Raw genomic sequence first — 19,812 nt, 5'->3', positions numbered from 1 at the left:
GTCGTGCCGCGTCCAAAGAAACCGGCGCGAGCGGCCTATTAGACGCGGTAGGTGATCAGCCTCCGAAACGAGACTATCAAGCATGAAGAGATCGAGCGCGAGGCAGAGGTTTTATTTGTGTTGAATTCTTGCTTCTCGATAGTGGTCTGAAATCGTATCATCGGTCATGGCGGGCGTGGCGTTCGCGGTTGAAGGTGATGGGGTGGCTTCGCAACCGAATCCTACGCCGCATCAGCGCTTTACACCACGCTCGCCAGCCTCTCAGGCGCCCTCTCGCGAATAAGACGGGTTAGCCTCGTGGACATAGCGGAATCGATAAGGGATATGAACTAGCGATCGGGCGACTTCACCGCCCGTGCGGCGATATTCAGCCACTCTTCGAAACCGTTCCGCAAGCTCCGGAATAGAGTTGGCCTTGGGATAATCCCGGTCGTGAACCCATATGCAATAACGTCTTCCCCCTTGAAAAAAATCGTTGTTGCCGAGTAGTGGACGAAGGAATGCCTCAATCTCCGGGTTGGCAATAAGGAGTTTGTCGCGCTCGTCGCTCGACAAAATCAGATGACCTCCATCAATCGCCTGGTTTCCGAGAACCAGCTCAGGACGCCCGTCGGACGGATTCATCAGCTTCTCAACATAGACATCTTCATTCTCAGTGAGATAGGCCGATATGTTGTTGACTCGTTTTCGGTTGACATCGTCGTATAAGAATTTTGGCGCTTTTGACTTAAGTGTAAGGCCCACGATGATGCAGCTAACAGCAGCGTTATTCTTGGCGTTGTTTCGCCACTTAAAGGGATGGTGCGCGAAAGCAATCTCGACGCCCCTTGACCTGAGCTGCTTCCAAAAAAGGGAGACTGACTGACCTTGGCAGATTGAACTGGTGGCCACAAAGCCGGCCGCTGAGTTCGTTGACTGCATGAACTGGGCGGCTTTTTCAAACCAACAGCAAACGTAATCGAGACTGTTGACGCCCTCATAGTCTGGCATGCAGTGCCGCATATCGTCCTTTTGAGCTTTGGTTTGTTCGCGCGCTCCTTCAAATTGCGGGTTCCCGACCACAAAGATTTCGGCTTCCTCGTCCGGTACTTGCTCGGTCGCGTGGACCTTCTCCACGCGCGCCAAATCAAAAATCTTTTCCTTTTGAACCGTCTTCATCGGCCGAGGGCATACCTGAAGCCAATCAAGCCTTAAGGCGTTGCCGCAGACGATGTGGCCGCCCTCCCTGAGGGGGAAGCTCTTCGGCGCTTCGCCGAACAGACTCTTGAACCGTTGGTTCATCTGGTATTCGGCGATCCAGAGCGAAAGCTTGGTCGTCTCCACTGCGAAGTCTGCTAATTCGATTCCATAGAAGTTGGAAAGCTTGACTCCGCTTTGCTCGCGCCACGTCGTCTGTCCTCCGCCAATCTCGTCGAGGCGCTGAAAGACACGCATCTCCAGCGAGCGCAATTCGCGGTACGCAATGATCAGAAAATTGCCGGAGCCGCAGGCGGGATCGAACACGCGGATTTTCGAAATGCGCGTCAGGAGCTTTCGTAGCAGTGAGCGTTCTTCGCGGTGACCTCGCGCCCGCTCAAACTCTTCTTCGAGTGACATCAGGAAGAGGGGCTGCAATACCTTCATGATGTTCGGCACGGACGTGTAATGCATGCCGAGGTCGCCGCGCATGTCGGTATCGACGACAGCCTGGATCATCGATCCGAAGATGTCGGGATTGATCTCGCGCCAGTCGAGTTGAGCGGCCTCGACCAGCATGCGTTTGGCGCGCCGATTGAAGGCGGGCACCTCCGTGCTGTCCGCGAAGAGACCGCCGTTCACGTAAGGGAAAGCTCGAATATGTGCGGGCACCTCACCACGACGGTCGTCGGGAACGTTCATCACGTCGAACAACCGCTTCAAAAGGTCTTGAAGATGCTCGCCGTCACTCCCTCCATGATCGCTGATGGTTTTGACGAAGAGGTCTTGGTCAAAACCGCCGGTGTCCTCGGCGAACATGCAGAAGAGGATGCGCGTCAGAAAGAGATTGAGAACGTGCCGCTTCTCGGGAACGAGCCAATCGGGGTTATGAAGTTCGATTTCGTCATGGAGCTTAGCGAGGCGGCCGGCAGCCTTGATGTCGGCCGGGTTCTCCGCGACCGCTTCATATTTCTCGATGCCGGCGAGCGGCAGGAAGAAGTCGAAGCAATCGTTGAGCTTGTCGAAGTCACAGTGGCAGGTGTCGTCGGTCTTGGTGTCGTAGGCGGCAACCTCGTGCCCATCGGTCGCAAGAAGGAAGCGCGGCTTCTGCGTTTTTGCGGCCTTGCTTTCCCTGAGCTGGTCCAGTGTCTCTGCAACTTTTCCGACTGGCGCGGCGCGGTAATAAAGCTTTCGCGACCAGAGCACATCGCTCGGCTTCTCGCCCTTATTTTGGGTGCCTGAGCGCAACTTCGTGAGTGTCGCCTTGGGAGCGTTGTAGACTTCCAGCATTCGGAACGCGAACTCGCCTTGGTCAAATGGCTCCTTCACGAGGTCGGCAAGCTGCATTACGATTTCGGCGATGTTCATCCGGCACAGCATTCATAGGTAGGGGCGCACGCAGCGTTGCTCGGCATTTAGCGCCTTTGGGTGACGCATCTCGAAACGCGCGGCGTCCAGGGAATCTTCCGAAAGAATATACGCTAAGTATAACGCAAGGTCCAACGGGGGCCTGTACCTCTTTGCAAGCAGGCCGCCCATCGCACGGGTCTTTACACTAGCTGCCTATCGACGATTTCGCCTTGTGTGATGAACAGCCGGTTGATTTTCCGATCCTTGATCGTGGGCTGCGCAACGACCCTAAGGGTAAGCCCCTCATTGAGTGCCCTGGTGTATATGTTTCCCGGCTTCAAAAGCTCATCGTCTGCGATCTTTCCGGAGACGATCTTCTTCTTTGGCGCGTTCAGGATTTCGACACGGCAGGCCCCATTCGTTTTGAAGACGCCGTGAATGCGAACAACATACTCCTCTTTTTCACCGAGACTGAGCATGTCCGGCGATCTGAGCACTTCCGCTGCCGGCTCGTCTATTACATTAGCGACGCTGGCCCCACCGATCTGCATGTGATTGACGGTCCTTCCGACAGGGTCGGGAAGCTGCCTGATCGAGGCTCGGTTCTCGCGTGCCATCGTTGTGATCATACGCTGTAGCCAAGCCTTATCCCGCATATGACCTTCGTGAACCTGCTTCGCGAACTCGTGGTGGGTCATGGCAAGTTCGTGGATACGATCGACGGCGTTGTTGCTGTCCTTCTTTGAAAGGACCTTGTCGATTACCGCCTTGATCGAAAGTTCGATGAACTTCTTCGCGACTGTAATGAGGATCGGACTGTAAAGCGGAAGCTGACCAGAATTGGAGATCGCAAAGATTTCTTGTAGCAAACCGTTCTCGCGGCTCGGTCCCACACAGAATCTTATGTGGTAGGAGCGCGGATCGTGTGTGATGTTCTCCCAAAAGAGTTCGTGACAGATGCTATTGGCGAGCTTAGTTGCGCCGATGAGTGATCGACCGAATTGCTGAGCGTCCACGAAATGCTGATCGGCAAGCAGTCCTCTGTACGCAATAGGTATCGGCTCAAAAAGTGGTTCTGGCATTCTACCCCCCGTTGATCAAGCACCCTATCCATCCTAACCTCAAGCTGCCTCGCCATTGAATTATTTCTTCCCGGGCGGCACGCACCCGACCAGCGCGCGCTTCGTTCGCATGTCCAAAGATGGGAGCCATGACACCCTGGACAACGTCTAGCGCGACCTTCAAATCTGCGTCGGTTGGTACAAAGCCGCGGTGCATTGCTGCACCGACACCAAGTGTCGCCCGTGTTGGGCCGCGCGCCTCGAAAAACCGTCCTGCATTCCCCTGGATAGCAACGTCGTCGCCCTTCGCGCCTGATTTAGGGAGCGCTCAGACAGCTTGATGCTCTTGTTGATAAGTAGCCGCAAGCCTTGCTCCAGCACGAGTGGGCTGATCAACTGCAACTAAGGCTTGCGGATAGATTTTGCTGTTGTGCTTCGCGACAGTTGATATGAATGCGCGTAGGAATGCGCGCTCCCTGCAGTTCGCTGCGACTATGCGTCCGATCTGGCGTACGAGTATCCGCAAGCCTTTTTCCTCATGACACAACTGGCTAGACTCAGAGGCGTCAAAACGCTCCCCCAACTGGCACGAGTTTTAGGAGTCCAACCAGCATCCTTGTCGTTCGTTTTGTACTGGCTGCCTGATCAGCAAAAGTACGAGCAGTTCACTATACCCAAGAAAGGAGGCGGCTGGCGACTAATCACGGCCCCCAAGCCCCGCCTCAAGATGATTCAGACAAAGTTGGCTGATCTTCTTTTGGACATTCACGTTGAGTTAGAACAGTCCCGCTCCCGAAGTCAGTGCCAGCTGGCACACGGCTTCAAGAGGGGCCTTTCTATCGTCACGAACGCCACGGCGCACCGAAACAAGCGGTTCGTGTTCAACGCCGACCTGAAAGACTTCTTTCCCTCAATTAACTTCGGCAGAGTTCGCGGCTTCTTCCAGTGGGACAATAACTTTTCACTCGATCCAAAGGTCGCGACTATAATCGCGCAGATCGCTTGCCGCGACAATCAGCTGCCTCAGGGAAGCCCGTGCTCGCCAGTGATATCAAATCTGATAGCTCATATCCTTGATATTCATCTCAATAGGTTAGCTCGGGCCGGTAGGTGCACATACACCCGCTACGTGGACGACATCACGTTCTCAACGAATGAAAAGGAATTCCCGTCCTCGATCGCGAGGCTGGTGCGTGGTTCAACAGACAAGTGGGTTCCGGGGGACAGTCTCGTCAAGCGCGTGTATTCATCCGGCTATTCGCTGAACTACGACAAGACGCGAATGCAGCGACGGGACTCACGCCAGGACACGACGGGTCTCATCGTCAACAAGAAGGTCAACGTCCGCAACGAATACTATAAGACAGCCCGCGCCAAGTGCGACCATTTGTTCAAAAACGGCTTCTGCTTCTCAGATAAAGATCGAAAGCCCATATTCGATGACGCCTTGGACGGGACGATGGGTTTCATTCGCCAAATACGCGGACTCAAGACCAAAGATTGGCAGAGTGAGCAAAACAGCTTCTTCAAGCTATATCGGCAGTTTTTGGATTACCGGGCGTTCCACGGAATCACACGCCCCAAAATCATTTGCGAGGGAAAGACCGACAATATCTATCTGCGATGCGCGTTCCAGAGACTGAGAGCAAGATTTCCGGCTTTTATCCATCCAGATCCCTTGGTGGGTCTCACGGTCGACCTTTTCAACTACACCGAAGCGGCCGCCACCTTTCAGGATCTATCCGGTGGCACCAACGACTTATCCAAGCTCCTGTCGCACTATGCCGCAAGAGTGTCGCCCTTCAAGCTCTCGCCAGACCAACCCGTGATCATGATCGTCGACAACGACAAGGGATCAGCCGATCTGTTTAGGAAATTGACCAAGATGCTCGGCAGGGTCGTCGGCGGGCTCGATCCATTCTACTACGTTTGCGCAAACCTTTATGTCGTGCCAGTCCCGAAGGGCATAACAACCCTTGAGGCAGCCATCGAGGACCTGTTCGAACCGGCGCTTCTTGCCAGGACCATCAAGGGCAAAAACTTCGATAGAACCGGCAAGGAGAAGGATCGAAGCAAGTGGTACTCCAAGGTCGAGTTCGCAACTGAGGTTGTGAAGCCCGAGCGAGCTACAATCAACTTCTCCGGTTTCGAACCGCTCCTGCAGGCCATATCAGACGCATGCAAAGACTTTACCGGACGTCGGGCCGCACCGTCCAAACCTTTGCCCAGCGCCTCCGCGAGCGCCGGTTCTCCGTAAACCATGGAGAGTGCTCTCAACTTGTGGTATGGGATTGACTCCCAACTCGCGGGGGAGCGCCGTGTCCGACGACTATGACGAAAGGCAGATGTTCTTCGAAAGGCGCACTGATAAGACGATTATCAGCAAGCGCTTTCCCAGCGCCCCCTCGGGACAGATGCTCCGCATCGCTACGCACATTGTGCAGGGCGATTCCGGCCTCGCGTTCGCGCAGGTGAAGGACGAGGTTGTCCTGCGGCAGACGCCGTCTGGACGATACGAAATAAAGGCGACCTTTGTCGAGGACGACAGGTCGGTAAGAACGCTGACGATTCAGAAGTACAGCAAGCGAACCGGCCCGATTGAAAAGCAGTCCTTCTCATTTGTCGGATCGGAAATCGCCACACTCTTGAATTTCGTGGCAGGCCTGAAGACGGTGCCATTCGATGATGGATCGAAGGTGCATCTTCCCGATGACATATTGCGCGACATCATTCTTGATCAAGGGCAGGCTCGACGCATCTTCGCCAAGAATTCGGAGGTATTCTTGCAACTTGCTCAGCAGGAAGACCTGACACGGGACTTGGTGGCCATCGGATACAGACGCAAGCAACTTCGTTACTTCGAGAGACTGCTAAGAGATCGGGAATTTTTTGCTGCCGAGCAAGATCGGCTCGATTGCAAGCCCGAGGCTTTGTGGCAACAGTTTTTCGAGGCCAACACCTGGATATTTGGGTACGGCCTATCCTACCAGTTCGCTTCGAAACTCGATGAAGGCAAGCTTGAGCGAATTGTGAGGGGACGAGACTTAACCGGACCTGGCAAGCGAGCAGACGCGCTGATGAAAACGCGCGGCATCGTGAGTTCTCTCTGCTTTGTTGAGATTAAGCGGAACGACACGCCGCTGCTTGGACCGAGTGAGTACCGCTCAGGAGCATGGCCGCCTTCATCCGAATTGGTGGGCGGCGTGGCTCAGACTCAAATGACCGTTCATGCAGCTGTGGAGGCAATCGGTCACAAGTTATCGCTCGAAGACGAGTTGGGCGATCCAACGGGAGAAATTGTTTTCAGCATCGAGCCGCGATCTTGCCTCGTTGTTGGCAGTCTCGATGAGTTCAAGACCGAGAACGGCGTGAACATCTCCAAATTTCGTTCGTTTGAGCTTTATCGCAAGAATACTTGGCGACCGGAGATACTGACTTTTGACGAACTGTTGCAGCGCGCTCGCTTTATCGTCGAACACGAGCCGGCGGACAAAGAAGCTGATGGCTAGTGGGCGTCTGATTGTGGAACGGATTTGCAGCGTGATCCATTCGCGTTGTTCCGAGCGCTGTGCTGATTTTGACCCGCGTGGTCCGCTCATTCCCCCGTCGTCAGCAACCAGTGTCCAATTTGTCTCTCGCGTATCTCGCGGCAGTCATGTAGTGGTTGGACTAGTGGCCCCCAAAAGTGCCACACAAAGACAGATCGCCGGATCGAAAACGTCAATAAAATCAATTTGAAGCAGGGTTGCGGCCTAAGTTCAATCCTGTCTGGCAGCACCAGTTTCCTCAGAAAATCGCCTTCTTCCGTTGCCCGGTTGCCTCCTGGGAGGGGCCGGACGTGTCGTCCGCCCCCTCCGATTCTCGCAGTGATCGAGCTCAGCTAGAAGCCTAAGCCGATGCCGCCGGCTGCGAGATGGTGCGATGTGCCGCCGAAGCTGGCCGTCCACGGGCTGGTCGCAGCATGAGCGGGATTCACGGTGGAGCCGAAAACCTGATTCACATCGCCGACGTACAGATAGCGGTACTCGCCGAACAGGTAAGCGCCGCTGTTGCCGAGGGCGAAGCGTGCACCGGCCTTGGCCTGTGCCGCAAAGGTCCAGGCTGAGGAGTCCGGACGCGCGTTGAAGTGGTTGATGCCAGGCTCGGCCGGGTCGGTCTGTGTGGACGTGGCGCCGTTGATGGAGACGTTCGCGGCCCCGATCCCGCCACCGATATAGGGCGTGATGCCTTGATAGGGCGTGTTGAAGCCGACAACCATGTTCGCCAGCAGCACCGTGGTGCGCGTCGGGAAAGTCGTGTCGAAGGAGTGCTCTGCAAATCGGGCTGTGGGGGTCACCAACGTCGCACGCGGCTGGTTACCTGCCAGATAGAAACCTTCGATCTCCAAAGCGGGCCGCAGATACGTACCATACGACCATTCATAACCGAGATGCGCGCCACCGAACCCGACGCCGCCGCTGCTGGTCCGCCCTGTGGCGTCGACAGCCAAGGGGCCCCCGACGGCCTCAACGAAAAAGACGGTGCCGAGCTGGCTGACGTCAGTGCCGCCGCGACTGCCGCCGCCACCGAACACGCCGACATAGGCACCGCCGGTGCGCGCCGGCGCGACTGCGGGTCCCTTGTTGTACATCGCATAAGCCTGCGCGGGCGGTGCTACCGCAACCGTCTCCCTCGCAGCGTCGCGTCCGGCTGGCTTGGCTGCCGGTGCAGTCGCCTCTCGCGGAGTGACCGTGCGCCGCTCCTGTTTGGCCTGCTTCAATTCGGCGCGCAGCTCGGAGATGGTCTGCTGCTGCGCTTTCAGCATGCGAAACAGTTCGGCGTTGGAGGGAACGTCCTCGGCATGGGCGGCGCTCGCCGTCATCAATCCCGCGGCCACGATGAAACATTTACGCGCTGTCATTTGATACCCCGCCCCTCAGTTGCAAATCATCGCTGACACTATGGAACCTGGTCAGGCCATCGCAAAGATATCGCGTCCGCGGATGCGACCGTTTGAGGCACCTAAGCTGGCGATTACGAACGCATGTGGATTTTGAACGACACGCACCCCGCGTCTCGATCAATCCCATCGGGCAACACGATTCTCAATTCACGCATGAAGCGGCATTCTCGCGGCATGAAACGCCCGAGTTTTGCTCTCCTCTTGCGCCCTCTTCCGTGAAGAGGGCGCAGGGAAGGCCGGGTGCCGGCTGACACCCATGATCCGCGGCGCCAGGAATTTGCACACGCAAATGCGCAGGCGGGAAACAGGTGGGCCGGAAAAACACCCGGCCTTCCCTGCGCGATGGTCTGACGGCTTATGCGCGCTCTCCCCGGAGCCGAGTTCCTTCTGGCCTCCGTCACCTCGCGAATTGACGATGCCTCGAAACCCGGTAGAGCCCCGATCCATCTCCGCAAGGCTTGACCGTAGCAACGACGGTCAGGACCACGCGTTTTCGCCGTACGCAGCGATCCAGCTCCGCCCAAGGGCTTCGCCAGACACAGGCGCCGTCCGTTCCGCACGCAGTCAAGGCCCTCACGAGGTTCATCTCGCCCTGGTCCTGCCTTCGCGTGCCCGGCACTGCCGCGTCCACCGCACCCCGGCCCACGTTCGTGACGACGTACGATCGCCCCTCTTCTCGGGTCGGGATGGCGGAGAGAATGCCGTAATTCCGAATTTCGGTAAAGTGGAATATTTTTACTGCAGAGGATTGACGGGTTTGTGCGAGCGGCGGGTGTTTTGCCCGACGCATCAATTAGCGCGAGCGTGTCGGCTTTTGGCGACATCGCATTTGTCACTCGCCGCAGGTTCCATCAGGTCATGCTGCTGACGCATTCTCTGTCTTAGACGGGGACAACCTAAAACACTGCGTGCGGACCGCTCTGGTTCGCACATCGGTTCCGTAGCCAGGGGTTGGCTCGAATCCGCAAAGCACTGGTGCAAGTTCGTGAACGCTTCCGCGTTCGCTTGACCATGTTTGCGGTGTCGGAACCGGACGATCGAAAAAATCACAGGAGTTATAATGCTGTTCCGCTCGAGCGCCGCAATTTGCGGCGCCCTGGTTGCGCTTGCCGTTTCTGTTCCCGTTGATCGAAGTGAAGCGTGTGAAGTTCACTCAAGCGCCGTCGTCGATGCCACCTCCGGGGAGGCGATCGTTGGCGCCGCATCCATGTACAATCCGTTCAAGCCCGGCAAGGAAGAGGGCGGTCCGAACACAGCCTCCGGCGAGCGCTATGATCCCTCAGTCTGGGCGGCTGCCATCAAGACGAATTTGCGCGGGAAATTTGGTGGGGTCCAATTTGGCGCGAGGCCGAAATATGCCCTCGTCGAGGCCGTCGGCAAGAAGGTCATCGTCAAGATAAATGACGTGGGGCCATTAAGGCCTGGCCGCATCATCGACCTCAACGAGCGGACGATGCGCCATTTCGATCCAAGCCTGGAACTCGGAGTCATTGTTGGCGTAAGGGTGATCCCACTTTCAGGGGACGATTGGATCCCGGGACCGGTGGGCTGAACGTCCCACGCGAAGTGGCGTGGCCCGGATGGAGCGCGAGCGTAATCCGGGACCGTCAGCCGCGGAGCGAACTTGCGGCGGCGCAGAGAAGCACAGTCATCTCGCGGGGGTTTCGTCTTCGTCCGCCTGGTGTCCGGTGAGGCGATCGTCGGCACGGCGCAGCCGCCGGCATAGCTCGCGATTGATGTTCTGCAGGACGATCACATAGGCGTGGATATCGGCCTTGTAGCAGGCGTAGAGCTTTTGCGCCGTCAGCTCGTACAGCACCGTCGGACTCTCCGCCACCACCGTGGCGGAGCGATTCTGCATTTCAATCAGCGTCATTTCACCGAAGAAATCGCCAGCCTCCAGAACGGAAATCGGGATGACACTCCCCGAGTTCGCCTGCTTGCTCACCGCCAGCCGGCCGGACTTGACGATGAACAGCGAGCGTCCCGGCTCGCCTTCCGCCACGACGGTCGCGCCGGCATCAAAGCGGCACTCGACCAGCATCGAAATCAGCAGGTCGAGGCTCGGGTCCGGAAGACCGCCGAAGAACGGCGTCGCGAGCAGGAACGCTTTCAGCTCGGGGGCACTGACAACCATCGCACTAGGATACGCCCCGTTGCTATCTGCGACAAGCGGAGCGGAGATCGGCGCTGACGACGCCGAACGTGTTTGAACAAGGCGGTCAGCGAAAGTTTCGTAGGATGGGTAGAGCGCTTGCGAAACCCATCATGCTTCCGCGCAGACAAAGTGCGATGGGTTTCGCTTCGCTCTACTATGCGCTACGCGCGGCCATGTCACTGCGGCGCAGTGCTCTCGCCGCGCAAGGTCCTTCGCTTTCGCCACACCTGCAGGTCGATCATGACTTTTACGGTTGCCGCGAGGACGAGCGCGCAGAGCGCCGCCTTCGAGATCGTCTCCATCGTCCCCTCGATCAGCAGGCAATGGACCACGCTGCCTGCGACGATGACGATCGCCAGCGGCATGTGAATGAAGCGCCAGGTTCGCGGTCGCAGTCCCAATCGCCGGCGCAGGGCGGCCAAAAGCGCGACCGCGAAGATGGCCCACATCGCGGTCACGCCAAAGGGAGAGAACGGCGTCGGCGATGAGAAGGTCAGCGCGTCGATCATGTCGGGCGGACTGGTGATCCAGAGGCCAACGACATGGATCACGATCGCAGCGACAAGCATGCCGCCGATCCAGTGATGTGCACGCCGTCCACGATAGGCCGGGAATCCCGGCAGATATCCGCCGATCAGCAGCGGCTGAACGAGCACGAGGCCGAGGGCAACAATCCCCGCAAACCCGGCCATGATGTAGAGCGGACCGCGCCATGCGAGCTGCTCGCTTCCCGCTGCCGCGGCGATCGGCACGCCAATGGCGAAAGCAAGGGCGACCCAGATCAGGATCACCCGGGCCAGTCTCCACCCCTTCATTCGCAACCCGGTCAGGCCGTCTGCAGGACGAAGTGCGCTTCCAGGCTCGTCTCCTTCGCGCTCCGCATCACCGGCCGCAGAAAGACGGTCTTGAACTCACCGCTGTCATAGGCGAGGTGACCATGCGGCTGGCCGAAGATGGGAATGATCTGCGGCATCTCGAGCCGGAACTTGCCGTCCTTGTCGGTGAGCGTGGCGCCGTGACTCTGCGGCTCGTGTTCCTGCCCTTCGGTCGTGTGCGCCCAGATCTGGATGCGCTGCCCGGCAAGTGGAGCCCCGTCGCCTGCGCGGCGTACGGTGCCGCTCATCCAGAAGCCGCCCTTGCCGATCCGGTCCACGATCGCCGCGCCCTTCCGGTAATTGTTCGCGCCACCCGACATCGACTCGGTCGGTGCGAGGCCTTCGGCACGGGCCGCCAACAGGAGCCCGGACATCCCGGCCGCCAGGACCGAGCCGCCGGCGGCGAGGAGATAGCGTCGGTTGAGTACGACCATGGTCATGTCAGTTCGTCCTCGCGACCCGTGCAGTGGCTCCGCCGAGGGTACAACAACAAGCGCGAGACGCCCAGTTGAGTCGGAGGGCGCACCAGGTCGCAATAACAGGGTTGTGAACGGAGGCACAGGCCACTCAAACAGCCGCGAACGAACGCCATTCTCGCGGCATGAAACGCCCGAGTTCGGATTTGGTCCTTCCCCCTCGTCCGTGAAGAGGGCGCAGGGAAGACTTGGTGCCGGCTGGCACCCATGGCCCGCTGTGCTGCTTCGGCCATAGCGCCGGGCCACTGTTCAGCCTGGTGCGGGCGTAATAGCCTGATCGGTCCAACACATCATGCGGGGCAAACTTGCTCAATGCGGGCTGGGAGAAACCATCAATGAAGCGCTGGTTGCCCGGACTCGACACTCTCCGTCAATATGAAGCAGCATGGCTTCCGCACGATATCTTCGCCGGCATCGTCCTGGCGACAATGCTGGTCCCGGTCGGCATTGCCTATGCAGCTGCATCGGGCCTGCCGGGCATCTACGGTTTGTACGCAACGATCGTGCCGCTGCTCGCCTACGCGCTGTTCGGCCTAAGCCGCATTCTCGTCCTTGGCCCGGACTCGGCGCTGGCGGCAATACTCCTTGGAGTCATCGCTCCCTTGGCTCAGGGCGATCCCCTGCGGGCCGTGACACTCGCGGGCATGATGGCGATTGTCTCAGGGACGGTCTGTATCCTGGCAGGTGTCGCGCGCCTTGGCTTTATCACCGAGCTTCTCTCGAAGCCGATACGCTACGGGTATATGAACGGAATTGCCCTGACCGTATTGATCAGCCAGCTGCCCAAGCTCTTCGGCTTTTCCATCGAGAGCGAGGGGCCACTGCGAAGCCTGTGGGCGATTGTCAGCGCGATCCTTGGGGGGCGGATAAACTGGGTCGCGTTCGCGATTGGCCTCGCCACGTTGATCGTGATCCTGCTTCTCAGGAACAACAAGCGGGTGCCGGGCCTTCTGATTGCGGTCGTTGGGGCTACGCTCGTCGTCGGGGTGCTTGATCTCGGGACGCAATACGGCGTCAAGGTGCTGGGCCCCCTTCCCCAGGGCCTGCCGGGTTTCGTTGTCCCATGGATCACCTCCAGCGACCTCGTGCCGGTGCTGATCGGCGGTTGTGCAGTAGCGATGGTTTCGTTTGCCGATACGAGCGTACTTTCACGTGCCTACGCTGCGCGATTGGGGTCTCGGGTCGATCCCAACCAAGAGATGGTCGGGCTCGGTGCCGCCAATCTGGCGACGGGATTTTTCCAGGGCTTCCCGATCAGCAGCAGTAGTTCACGGACACCCGTTGCGGAAGCCGCCGGTGCCCGCACTCAACTCACCAGCGTCGTAGGCGCGCTTGCCATCGCGTTGCTCCTCCTGGTCGCGCCGAGCCTGCTCCAACATTTACCCACCGCCGCATTGGCCGCCGTCGTCATTGCATCGGCGATTGGCTTGATTGAAGTTGCCGACCTCAAACGAATCTATCGCATTCAACGGTGGGAATTCTGGCTGGCGATCGTCTGCTTTGTCGGTGTAGCAGTGCTCGGAGTCATTCCAGGAATTGGTCTTGCGATCGCAATCGCTATCATCGAGTTCCTGTGGGACGGTTGGCGCCCACACTCCGCCGTATTGGGGCGCGCCCACGGCGTCAAAGGCTATCACGACATCACACGATATCCGGATGCGCGCCGGGTCCCCGGGCTGGTCCTGTTTCGCTGGGATGCACCTCTGTTTTTTGCCAACGCCGAATTCTTCAGGGAACGCGTCCTGGATGCCGTAGCGACATCGCCAACACCCGTGCGTTGGCTAGTTGTTGCCGCGGAGCCGGTCACGAGCGTAGACGTCACCGCCTGCGACGTGGTTGCCGAACTGGACCGATCGTTGCACGCGCAAGGCATAGAGTTTTGTTTTGCCGAACTCAAAGATCCCGTGAAGGACAAGCTGAAAAGATTTGGCCTCTTCGCGCAGCTTGGAGAGAATTACTTCTTCCCGACAATCGGCGTAGCCGTCGCCCGCTATCTCGAAACCAACAACGTGGAATGGGAGGACTGGGAGGACGACGATGTGCAGGGCTTGGAGAGAGTAGCGGGCCAAGATACCGCGTCTGGTCCTTAGCCGAGATTCAGACTCAAACCCGACAACTGCGCCCTGACGTGGTGTCATTTTTGTCCCGGATGCGCAGCGATTGCAGTCGTATGCTCGCCGTCCCTTTTTCGACGACAGCCACCGTCATCGTGTCGGGCTCGAAGGTCACCTCGAGGTCGGCGCCGGCATCGACGGCAGTGCCGATCATCACCAGATCGACGAATTCCCTCCCATCGTTATCGCCGAAGATGGCGCGCTTGATACCCAACCAACTTTGGACCGGCACCCTGACCGGGTCGCATTCGTTTGCGTAGGCCAGAGTCACGCTGCCCCGAGGCCTGGCGCCGTTATGCACGAGATAGATGCCTTGGCCACCGACAAGCCAGAAACCGGGTGAATCTCGACCGTTCATGGCTCGCACCGAAACCGGCCATTGCCGGACGGCCTCGTTCCAGAGCGCCTTCAGCCTTGCATGAGGGAAGGTCAGCTTCACTGAAGTGGGTTCCGCCGAGCTGCGTAGTTACGAGTTGCGATCGCGTCGGCAATCTGGTCGCGTGGCACAACGCACACGATCTGGGCATCATTCGGCAGGGCGAACGTCAGCCAATAGGTTTCGGCGTCGTACGCGGCGATCACCACGACGGCTTCGACGTAGGCAGCTTTGCTGTTGTCGGCGACGGAAAACCCAGCGTCCGTCAGCGCGGTGCGTTCCTGTTCGTCAAACTTCACGGCGTCATCTCGTGTCTGGAGGACGCCCCCGCGACTCGCGGTTTACCCACACCGCTTACGGAAACCTCGTTAAATCGCATTAAGGTTGTGAAGGATCGGCAATGTCCGGCGACGACGGGAGCCCGACGACTCAAGCGTCACGGCTGCGCGAACGAGACCCAAGCCATTGAATGATCCTTCTTGTCAGCGCCGCGTCCCTCAATACTCGGCAGGCATCCACTGGTGGCGCCGCAGCGCCCTGCCGCGACTGCGTCCAGATGTCGCGCTCCTCGTCCATGGTCAGGACGATCGGCATCGGCTTCGGCTGGATCGGTTGTTACCGCGATTTAACTGGCTGATCTCTCCGGATCGGGCGAGGGCTGCACGCGAGCACACCGTCCGCGAGAACGACCAACAATGCCGGAAATTGAAATCACCGACGAGTGCCGCGCTCTGATTGCGGCCGAGTTCCCGTCCGACGATACCGGACAACGCCTGGCAAGCGGCAAATGGCAGATACAGATCGATGAGGTGACGTGGCAAATGCTGCACAAGGCACGCCGGCCTGGCGAGTCAGTATCGGACTGCATCATTCGCGTTATCATCATCATCCAGCACAAGCGCGGCTTGCTGTAGCTGCCGCCAACGGGAAAGGTGCCGGCCACATCTCGACCGACTGAAAAGCGCGCGCTAACATTTCCATAATGAGCCACTACATGTGAGGCCGCAGCGCACATCGCGCTCCCACCCGGTACGCCAAACATGATCCCATTCTCCGTACTCGACCTCGCTCCCATCCGAAGGGATGGCGATGCGGCGCAGGCATTTCGCAATTCGCTCGATCTCGCCCAGCATGCCGAGGGCTGGGGTTTTAAGCGATTCTGGCTGGCCGAGCATCACAACATGACGGGCATCGCCAGCGCGGCGACGTCGGTGGTGATCGGGCATGTCGCGGGAGGGACCAGGACGATCCGGGTCGGGTCCGGCGGAATCATGCTGCCGAACCATTCGCCGCTGGTCATCGCCGAGCAGTTCGGCACGCTGGAGTCGCTCTATCCCGGGCGCATCGATCTCGGGCTCGGCCGCGCGCCGGGCACCGATCAGTTCACCGCGCGGGCATTGCGGCGCGACCTCGCCACGACTTCCGAAAATTTTCCGCATGACGTGCTGGAGCTGCAGGCGCTGCTCGGTGATGTCCAGCCGAACCAGGCGATCCGCGCCGTGCCCGGCTTTGGGACGAAAGTGCCGCTCTGGATCCTGGGATCGAGCACCTTCGGCGCGCAGCTTGCCGCGATGCTCGGGCTGCCGTTCGCGTTCGCCTCGCATTTCGCGCCTCAAATGATGATGCCGGCGCTGCGCGAATATCGGGCGCGCTTCGAGCCGTCGGCGCAGCTCGACAAGCCTTACGCGATGGTCGGCGTCAACGTGTTCGCCGCCGAGAGCGACGCGGAAGCGCAGCGGATGTTCTCCTCGCTCCAGCAGCAGTTCATCAATCTGCGCCGCGGCACACCCGGCCCGCTGCCGCCGCCGGTCGACGACATGGATGCGCTGTGGTCGCCGGCCGAGAAGGCCATGGTCGGCCAGTCGCTGTCCTGCTCCGCCGTCGGCTCGCCCGAAACGGTCGAGGAGAAGCTGAAGGCGCTGATCGCCGAGACCGGCGCGGACGAGCTGATGACGACGGGCCAGATCTACGACCACGCCGCGCGGCTGCGCTCGTTCGAGATCGCAGCCGAGGTGCGCGACCGGCTGGCGGCACGGCCGGCGGTGTGAGCGCCAGAATTGGAGCCTGTGAGAGCGCCCGGCCTTCATGGTGCGAGACGTCCGCCGTTAGCGGCTCCTCAGCATGAGGGTCTAAGACTTTGCCACGATACGAGACCTCATCCTGAGGAGCCCGCCAAAGGCGGGCGTCTCGAAGGATGGCCTCGGGCGACAGCCGGGCCTGCATGGTTCGAGACGCGCGTACCGCGCTCCTCACCATGAGGGTCTTGCTAGTCCGGAAAGCCGAACAGCTTTGCCGGATTGTGCACCAGGATCTTCTCCAGCTCGGCCTGGTCGGGCGCGTAGCGGTACATCAGCTCGAGCAGGTCGGCGTCGTTGGGCGGCTGCTTGACGGAGACGGGATGCGGCCAGTCGCTGGCCCAGACGCAGCGGTCGATTGCGGCCTCGATATAGGCGCGCGCGATCGGGATCACGTCGTCATAGGGCGGGCCGGCCTGCGAGGTCTTCTCGCCGAGCGACAGCATGACCCAGAAATTGCCCTTCTCGAGCAGCTCCAGCATCTTGCGCAGGTTCGGATCATCCTTGCCATTCGAGGGCATGGGCCGCGCCATGTGATCGATCAGCACGGGGACGTCGAGATTCTCGTACTTGGCGACGCTGGAGACGATGCCGTCCTTCTCCGGCTGGATCTTGACGTACCAGCCGAGCTCGCGGATGCGCGCGATGGCGCGGGCGAAATCGGCATCCGACAGCACGGCGCCAAGCTCCTGGCGGAAACTGAAGCGCGCGCCGCGCACGCCCGCGTCATGCAGCTTGGCGAGATAAGCGTCGTTCGCCTCCGCGAACACCAGTGCGTTGGCGCAGCCGCGATAATTCGGGCCCATCGCGGCGAGGCCGTCGAGTACGACGGAATGATCCGCACCATAGGTCGTGGTCTGCACGATGATGCCGCGCTCGATGCCGAGCGTCTTGTGCACGCGGAGCGCCGCTTCCCAGGTCGCGCTCGGCATCCGATAGGCCGCGCCGGGGCGCTCCGGATATTTGTCGATGGGTCCGAGCACGTGAAACTGGCTGTCGACAGTCTTCGGCGGCGGCGTCTTGACCGGGCGACGGGGATTCGGATCGAACGGCAGATAAGTCGGCATGCGCAAAGCTCCCTCAGTCGATCACGGCAGTGAAGTCGCACTGCACCAGCGCGCCGCCGTCCATGTTGTCCATCGGCAGCGCGTGGCGCGCCGGGCGCGAATGCTCGTCCGGAAACATTTTCAGCCACTCGACATTGACCGGGCCGCGCTGCGTGCGGTCCTTCAGCCACACCGTCATCTTGATGATGTCGTCCGTGGTGCCGCCCGCGGCCTCCACCGTCGCCTTCATATGCGCGAACATGTTGGCGCATTGCGCGTCCAGGCTCGCAGGCATCACGCCGGCCGCATCACGGCCGAGGATGACACCGGACATCACGAGATTGCCGATGCGGCAGGCGTTGGGAATCGGGTTGGCGTGCTTGAAGCCGCCGATGTGGATACTCTTGCGCCGCGTTTGACTCGTCATGATGCGCTCTCTCTTATGTGTTGATTCAGACGAACTGGCACGACACCGAGCCGAACGCGCCATAGTCGGCATGGAACGTGTCGCCGCGGCGGATGTCGACCGGACGGGTGAACGATCCCGCCAGCACCACCTCGCCGGCCGCGAGATGTTCGTCATGCGGCGCGAGGCGGTTGGCGAGCCAGGCGATGCCGTTGGCGGGATGGTTGAGCACGCCGGCAGCAAGCCCGGTCTCCTCGACCTCACCGTTGCGGAACAGCAGCGCGCCGATCCAGCGCAAATCCATCGGGCGGAACGGCCGGCCGCCGAGCACCAGCGCGGCGTTCGCCGCGTTGTCCGAGATCGTGTCCATCACCTTCCGCGTCTTGCCCGTTTCAGGGTCGACGCGATGCATACGCGTCTCCAGGATTTCGAGCGCAGGCGTGACGTAGTCGGTGGCGTTGAGCACGTCGAAGATGGTGCAGTCAGGCCCGCGCAACGGCGCCTTCAGCACGAAGGCGAGCTCGACCTCGATACGCGGCGCGTGAAAGCGGTCGAACGGAATCGGCGTGGCGTCGGCATAGAACATGTCGGCGAACAGCACGCCGTAGTCGGGCTCGGAGATGCCGACCGCGTTCTGCATCGCCTTCGAGGTCAGGCCGATCTTGTGTCCCTTGATGACGCGGCCGCGGCCGAGCTGAAGTTTCGTCCAGGCACGCTGGATGGCGTAGGCATCCTCGATGGCGAAGTCGGGATATTCCTTCGAGAACATCGGGATCAGGGTCTTGCTGCGCTCGGCCTCATCCAGGCGCGCGGCGAGGCGTTCGATCGTGGCGGTATCGAGCATGGCTTACTGCTCCGCGGCGACGGTGTTGCGCAGAACGCCGATATGACTCGACTCGACCTCGACGACGTCGCCCACCCTAAGCCAGCGCGGCGGATCGAAACGCGCGCCCGCGCCCGTCGGCGTGCCCGTTACGATCATGTCGCCGGGCTTCAGGGTGGCAAAGGTCGAGAGATAGGAGATCAGGAAATCGAACGGGAACATCAGCCGCTCGGTCGTGTCCTGCTGCCGCACCTCGCCGTTGACGCGCGTGATGATGTCATGAGGCCCGCGCGGATCGAGCTCGTCAGACGTGACGATCCACGGCCCGATGCTGCCGGAGCGATCGAAATTCTTGCCCTGGGTGACGTTGAACTTGCCGTGGCGCAGCCAGTCGCGGATCGTGCCCTCGTTGCACAGGGTCATGCCGAAGATGTGAGCGAAGGCCTGTTCGCGCGGGATGTGACGGCCGCCCTGCCCGATCACGATGACGAGCTCGCCTTCATAGTCGAGCTGATCCGAGACCCTGGGCTTCTCCAGCGGCTGGCCGGAGCCGGTCATCGACGACATGCTGCGCACGAACAGGCTGGGATATTTGGGCAGGTCCGAGCTGTCTTTATACTCGGCATTGCGTTCGGCGTAGTTGACGCCGATGCACCAGAGCTTTTCCGGCGCCAGCACTGGAGGAAGCAGGACGAGGCTTTCCAGCGCGTGGTCGGGCTTTTGTCCAGCCACCGCTTCCTGCGCGTCCGCAAGCGCGTTGGCCGCGATCAGCGCTTTCACGTCGGAGAAGTCGCGTCCGATCCGCCTGGTCAGATCGACGACACCGCCATCAACCGCCGCGCCATAGCGCGGCTCTCCGTCCAAGAGATAGCTTACGAGTCGCATTGTCGTGTTCTCCAATGGTCTTCAGGCACGAGGGCCCGCGCGATGGGCC

General features: G+C 60.0%; 18 protein-coding genes. 6 read left to right on the top strand and 12 right to left on the bottom strand.

Annotated features, from left to right (window positions below; translation table 11 throughout):
- Positions 1–261 precede the first annotated feature (261 nt).
- Together J4G43_RS04830 and J4G43_RS04825 are read right to left on the bottom strand one after the other, a co-directional pair.
- Complete coding sequence (locus J4G43_RS04830) at positions 262–2,544, bottom strand: class I SAM-dependent DNA methyltransferase (RefSeq protein WP_208084166.1); 2,283 nt, start codon at positions 2,542–2,544, stop codon at positions 262–264.
- A gap of 182 nt (positions 2,545–2,726) precedes the next feature.
- Positions 2,727–3,608, bottom strand: a complete 882-nt coding sequence (locus J4G43_RS04825; protein ID WP_161966280.1) for a DUF7946 domain-containing protein — start codon at positions 3,606–3,608, stop codon at positions 2,727–2,729.
- 517 nt (positions 3,609–4,125) lie between these two features.
- Between J4G43_RS04825 and J4G43_RS04820 the strand changes: the two genes are divergently transcribed.
- Positions 4,126–5,844, top strand: coding sequence for a retron Ec67 family RNA-directed DNA polymerase/endonuclease (locus J4G43_RS04820; RefSeq protein WP_208084165.1), 1,719 nt, complete (start codon positions 4,126–4,128; stop codon positions 5,842–5,844).
- A gap of 61 nt (positions 5,845–5,905) precedes the next feature.
- Positions 5,906–7,096: a Shedu immune nuclease family protein gene (locus J4G43_RS04815; RefSeq protein ID WP_225004618.1), complete on the top strand. Its 1,191-nt coding sequence runs from the start codon at positions 5,906–5,908 to the stop codon at positions 7,094–7,096.
- Positions 7,097–7,467: 371 nt separating this feature from the next.
- Here the strand turns inward: J4G43_RS04815 and J4G43_RS04810 are convergent, their stop codons facing one another.
- Positions 7,468–8,448 carry an outer membrane protein gene (locus J4G43_RS04810; RefSeq protein WP_208084164.1) on the bottom strand — a complete coding sequence of 327 codons (981 nt, stop codon included), beginning with the start codon at positions 8,446–8,448 and terminating at the stop codon, positions 7,468–7,470.
- Between the two features lie 1,141 nt (positions 8,449–9,589).
- On the opposite strand from J4G43_RS04810, the gene J4G43_RS04805 reads away from it, so the two are divergent.
- Complete coding sequence (locus J4G43_RS04805; protein ID WP_208084163.1) at positions 9,590–10,081, top strand: septal ring lytic transglycosylase RlpA family protein; 492 nt, start codon at positions 9,590–9,592, stop codon at positions 10,079–10,081.
- A gap of 96 nt (positions 10,082–10,177) precedes the next feature.
- Here the strand turns inward: J4G43_RS04805 and J4G43_RS04800 are convergent, their stop codons facing one another.
- The 3 genes from J4G43_RS04800 to J4G43_RS04790 all read right to left on the bottom strand — a co-directional run bounded on the left by J4G43_RS04800 (position 10,178) and on the right by J4G43_RS04790 (position 12,002).
- On the bottom strand, positions 10,178–10,666 hold the full coding sequence (locus tag J4G43_RS04800; protein WP_208084162.1) for a cyclic nucleotide-binding domain-containing protein: 489 nt from the start codon (positions 10,664–10,666) through the stop codon (positions 10,178–10,180).
- Positions 10,667–10,863: 197 nt separating this feature from the next.
- The gene (locus tag J4G43_RS04795; RefSeq protein ID WP_208084161.1) at positions 10,864–11,502 is read right to left on the bottom strand and encodes a ferric reductase-like transmembrane domain-containing protein; all 639 of its coding nucleotides are present in this window, start codon (positions 11,500–11,502) and stop codon (positions 10,864–10,866) included.
- Between the two features lie 11 nt (positions 11,503–11,513).
- Positions 11,514–12,002 carry a peptidase associated/transthyretin-like domain-containing protein gene (locus J4G43_RS04790; RefSeq protein WP_208084160.1) on the bottom strand — a complete coding sequence of 163 codons (489 nt, stop codon included), beginning with the start codon at positions 12,000–12,002 and terminating at the stop codon, positions 11,514–11,516.
- A gap of 371 nt (positions 12,003–12,373) precedes the next feature.
- Between J4G43_RS04790 and J4G43_RS04785 the strand changes: the two genes are divergently transcribed.
- Positions 12,374–14,128, top strand: coding sequence for a SulP family inorganic anion transporter (locus J4G43_RS04785; RefSeq protein WP_208084159.1), 1,755 nt, complete (start codon positions 12,374–12,376; stop codon positions 14,126–14,128).
- 13 nt (positions 14,129–14,141) lie between these two features.
- Here J4G43_RS04785 and J4G43_RS04780 read toward each other — a convergent pair whose 3' ends face one another.
- The gene (locus tag J4G43_RS04780; protein ID WP_071909249.1) at positions 14,142–14,591 is read right to left on the bottom strand and encodes a DUF3085 domain-containing protein; all 450 of its coding nucleotides are present in this window, start codon (positions 14,589–14,591) and stop codon (positions 14,142–14,144) included.
- Positions 14,588–14,827, bottom strand: coding sequence for a hypothetical protein (locus J4G43_RS04775; RefSeq protein WP_063985887.1), 240 nt, complete (start codon positions 14,825–14,827; stop codon positions 14,588–14,590). The genes J4G43_RS04780 and J4G43_RS04775 overlap by 4 nt, the downstream gene beginning before the upstream one ends.
- A 396-nt stretch (positions 14,828–15,223) precedes the next feature.
- Between J4G43_RS04775 and J4G43_RS04770 the strand changes: the two genes are divergently transcribed.
- Positions 15,224–15,442, top strand: a complete 219-nt coding sequence (locus J4G43_RS04770; protein WP_028151408.1) for a hypothetical protein — start codon at positions 15,224–15,226, stop codon at positions 15,440–15,442.
- 126 nt (positions 15,443–15,568) lie between these two features.
- A complete protein-coding gene (locus J4G43_RS04765) occupies positions 15,569–16,576 on the top strand; it encodes an LLM class flavin-dependent oxidoreductase (protein ID WP_208084158.1) in 1,008 nt (335 codons plus the stop codon).
- 218 nt (positions 16,577–16,794) lie between these two features.
- Here the strand turns inward: J4G43_RS04765 and J4G43_RS04760 are convergent, their stop codons facing one another.
- From J4G43_RS04760 to J4G43_RS04745, 4 genes are read right to left on the bottom strand one after another with little or no spacing between them, the layout of a single operon-like run.
- Positions 16,795–17,670, bottom strand: a complete 876-nt coding sequence (locus J4G43_RS04760) for an amidohydrolase family protein (RefSeq protein ID WP_208084157.1) — start codon at positions 17,668–17,670, stop codon at positions 16,795–16,797.
- 13 nt (positions 17,671–17,683) lie between these two features.
- A complete protein-coding gene (locus tag J4G43_RS04755; protein WP_208084156.1) occupies positions 17,684–18,076 on the bottom strand; it encodes a RidA family protein in 393 nt (130 codons plus the stop codon).
- Between the two features lie 25 nt (positions 18,077–18,101).
- Positions 18,102–18,899, bottom strand: coding sequence for a 2-oxo-hept-4-ene-1,7-dioate hydratase (gene hpaH, locus J4G43_RS04750; RefSeq protein WP_208084155.1), 798 nt, complete (start codon positions 18,897–18,899; stop codon positions 18,102–18,104).
- A 3-nt stretch (positions 18,900–18,902) separates the two neighbouring features.
- Positions 18,903–19,763: a fumarylacetoacetate hydrolase family protein gene (locus J4G43_RS04745; protein ID WP_208084154.1), complete on the bottom strand. Its 861-nt coding sequence runs from the start codon at positions 19,761–19,763 to the stop codon at positions 18,903–18,905.
- Positions 19,764–19,812: the final 49 nt, after the last annotated feature.

The sequence above is a fragment of the Bradyrhizobium barranii subsp. barranii genome, assembly GCF_017565645.3.
GTDB classification, from domain to species: Bacteria; Pseudomonadota; Alphaproteobacteria; order Rhizobiales; family Xanthobacteraceae; genus Bradyrhizobium; species Bradyrhizobium barranii.
This window is presented reverse-complemented; position numbering and strand designations above follow the sequence as displayed.

Excerpts from the sequence above, each read along its gene's own strand:
- J4G43_RS04830 (WP_208084166.1), bottom strand. The coding sequence starts at position 2,544 with ATGAACATCGCCGAAATCGTAATGCAGCTTGCCGACCTCGTGAAGGAG.
- J4G43_RS04825 (WP_161966280.1), bottom strand. The coding sequence starts at position 3,608 with ATGCCAGAACCACTTTTTGAGCCGATACCTATTGCGTACAGAGGACTG.
- J4G43_RS04820 (WP_208084165.1), top strand. The coding sequence starts at position 4,126 with ATGACACAACTGGCTAGACTCAGAGGCGTCAAAACGCTCCCCCAACTG.
- J4G43_RS04810 (WP_208084164.1), bottom strand. The coding sequence starts at position 8,448 with ATGACGGCGAGCGCCGCCCATGCCGAGGACGTTCCCTCCAACGCCGAA.
- J4G43_RS04805 (WP_208084163.1), top strand. The coding sequence starts at position 9,590 with ATGCTGTTCCGCTCGAGCGCCGCAATTTGCGGCGCCCTGGTTGCGCTT.
- J4G43_RS04800 (WP_208084162.1), bottom strand. The coding sequence starts at position 10,666 with ATGGTTGTCAGTGCCCCCGAGCTGAAAGCGTTCCTGCTCGCGACGCCG.
- J4G43_RS04795 (WP_208084161.1), bottom strand. The coding sequence starts at position 11,502 with ATGAAGGGGTGGAGACTGGCCCGGGTGATCCTGATCTGGGTCGCCCTT.
- J4G43_RS04790 (WP_208084160.1), bottom strand. The coding sequence starts at position 12,002 with ATGACCATGGTCGTACTCAACCGACGCTATCTCCTCGCCGCCGGCGGC.
- J4G43_RS04785 (WP_208084159.1), top strand. The coding sequence starts at position 12,374 with ATGAAGCGCTGGTTGCCCGGACTCGACACTCTCCGTCAATATGAAGCA.
- J4G43_RS04770 (WP_028151408.1), top strand. The coding sequence starts at position 15,224 with ATGCCGGAAATTGAAATCACCGACGAGTGCCGCGCTCTGATTGCGGCC.
- J4G43_RS04765 (WP_208084158.1), top strand. The coding sequence starts at position 15,569 with ATGATCCCATTCTCCGTACTCGACCTCGCTCCCATCCGAAGGGATGGC.
- J4G43_RS04760 (WP_208084157.1), bottom strand. The coding sequence starts at position 17,670 with ATGCCGACTTATCTGCCGTTCGATCCGAATCCCCGTCGCCCGGTCAAG.
- J4G43_RS04755 (WP_208084156.1), bottom strand. The coding sequence starts at position 18,076 with ATGACGAGTCAAACGCGGCGCAAGAGTATCCACATCGGCGGCTTCAAG.
- hpaH (WP_208084155.1), bottom strand. The coding sequence starts at position 18,899 with ATGCTCGATACCGCCACGATCGAACGCCTCGCCGCGCGCCTGGATGAG.
- J4G43_RS04745 (WP_208084154.1), bottom strand. The coding sequence starts at position 19,763 with ATGCGACTCGTAAGCTATCTCTTGGACGGAGAGCCGCGCTATGGCGCG.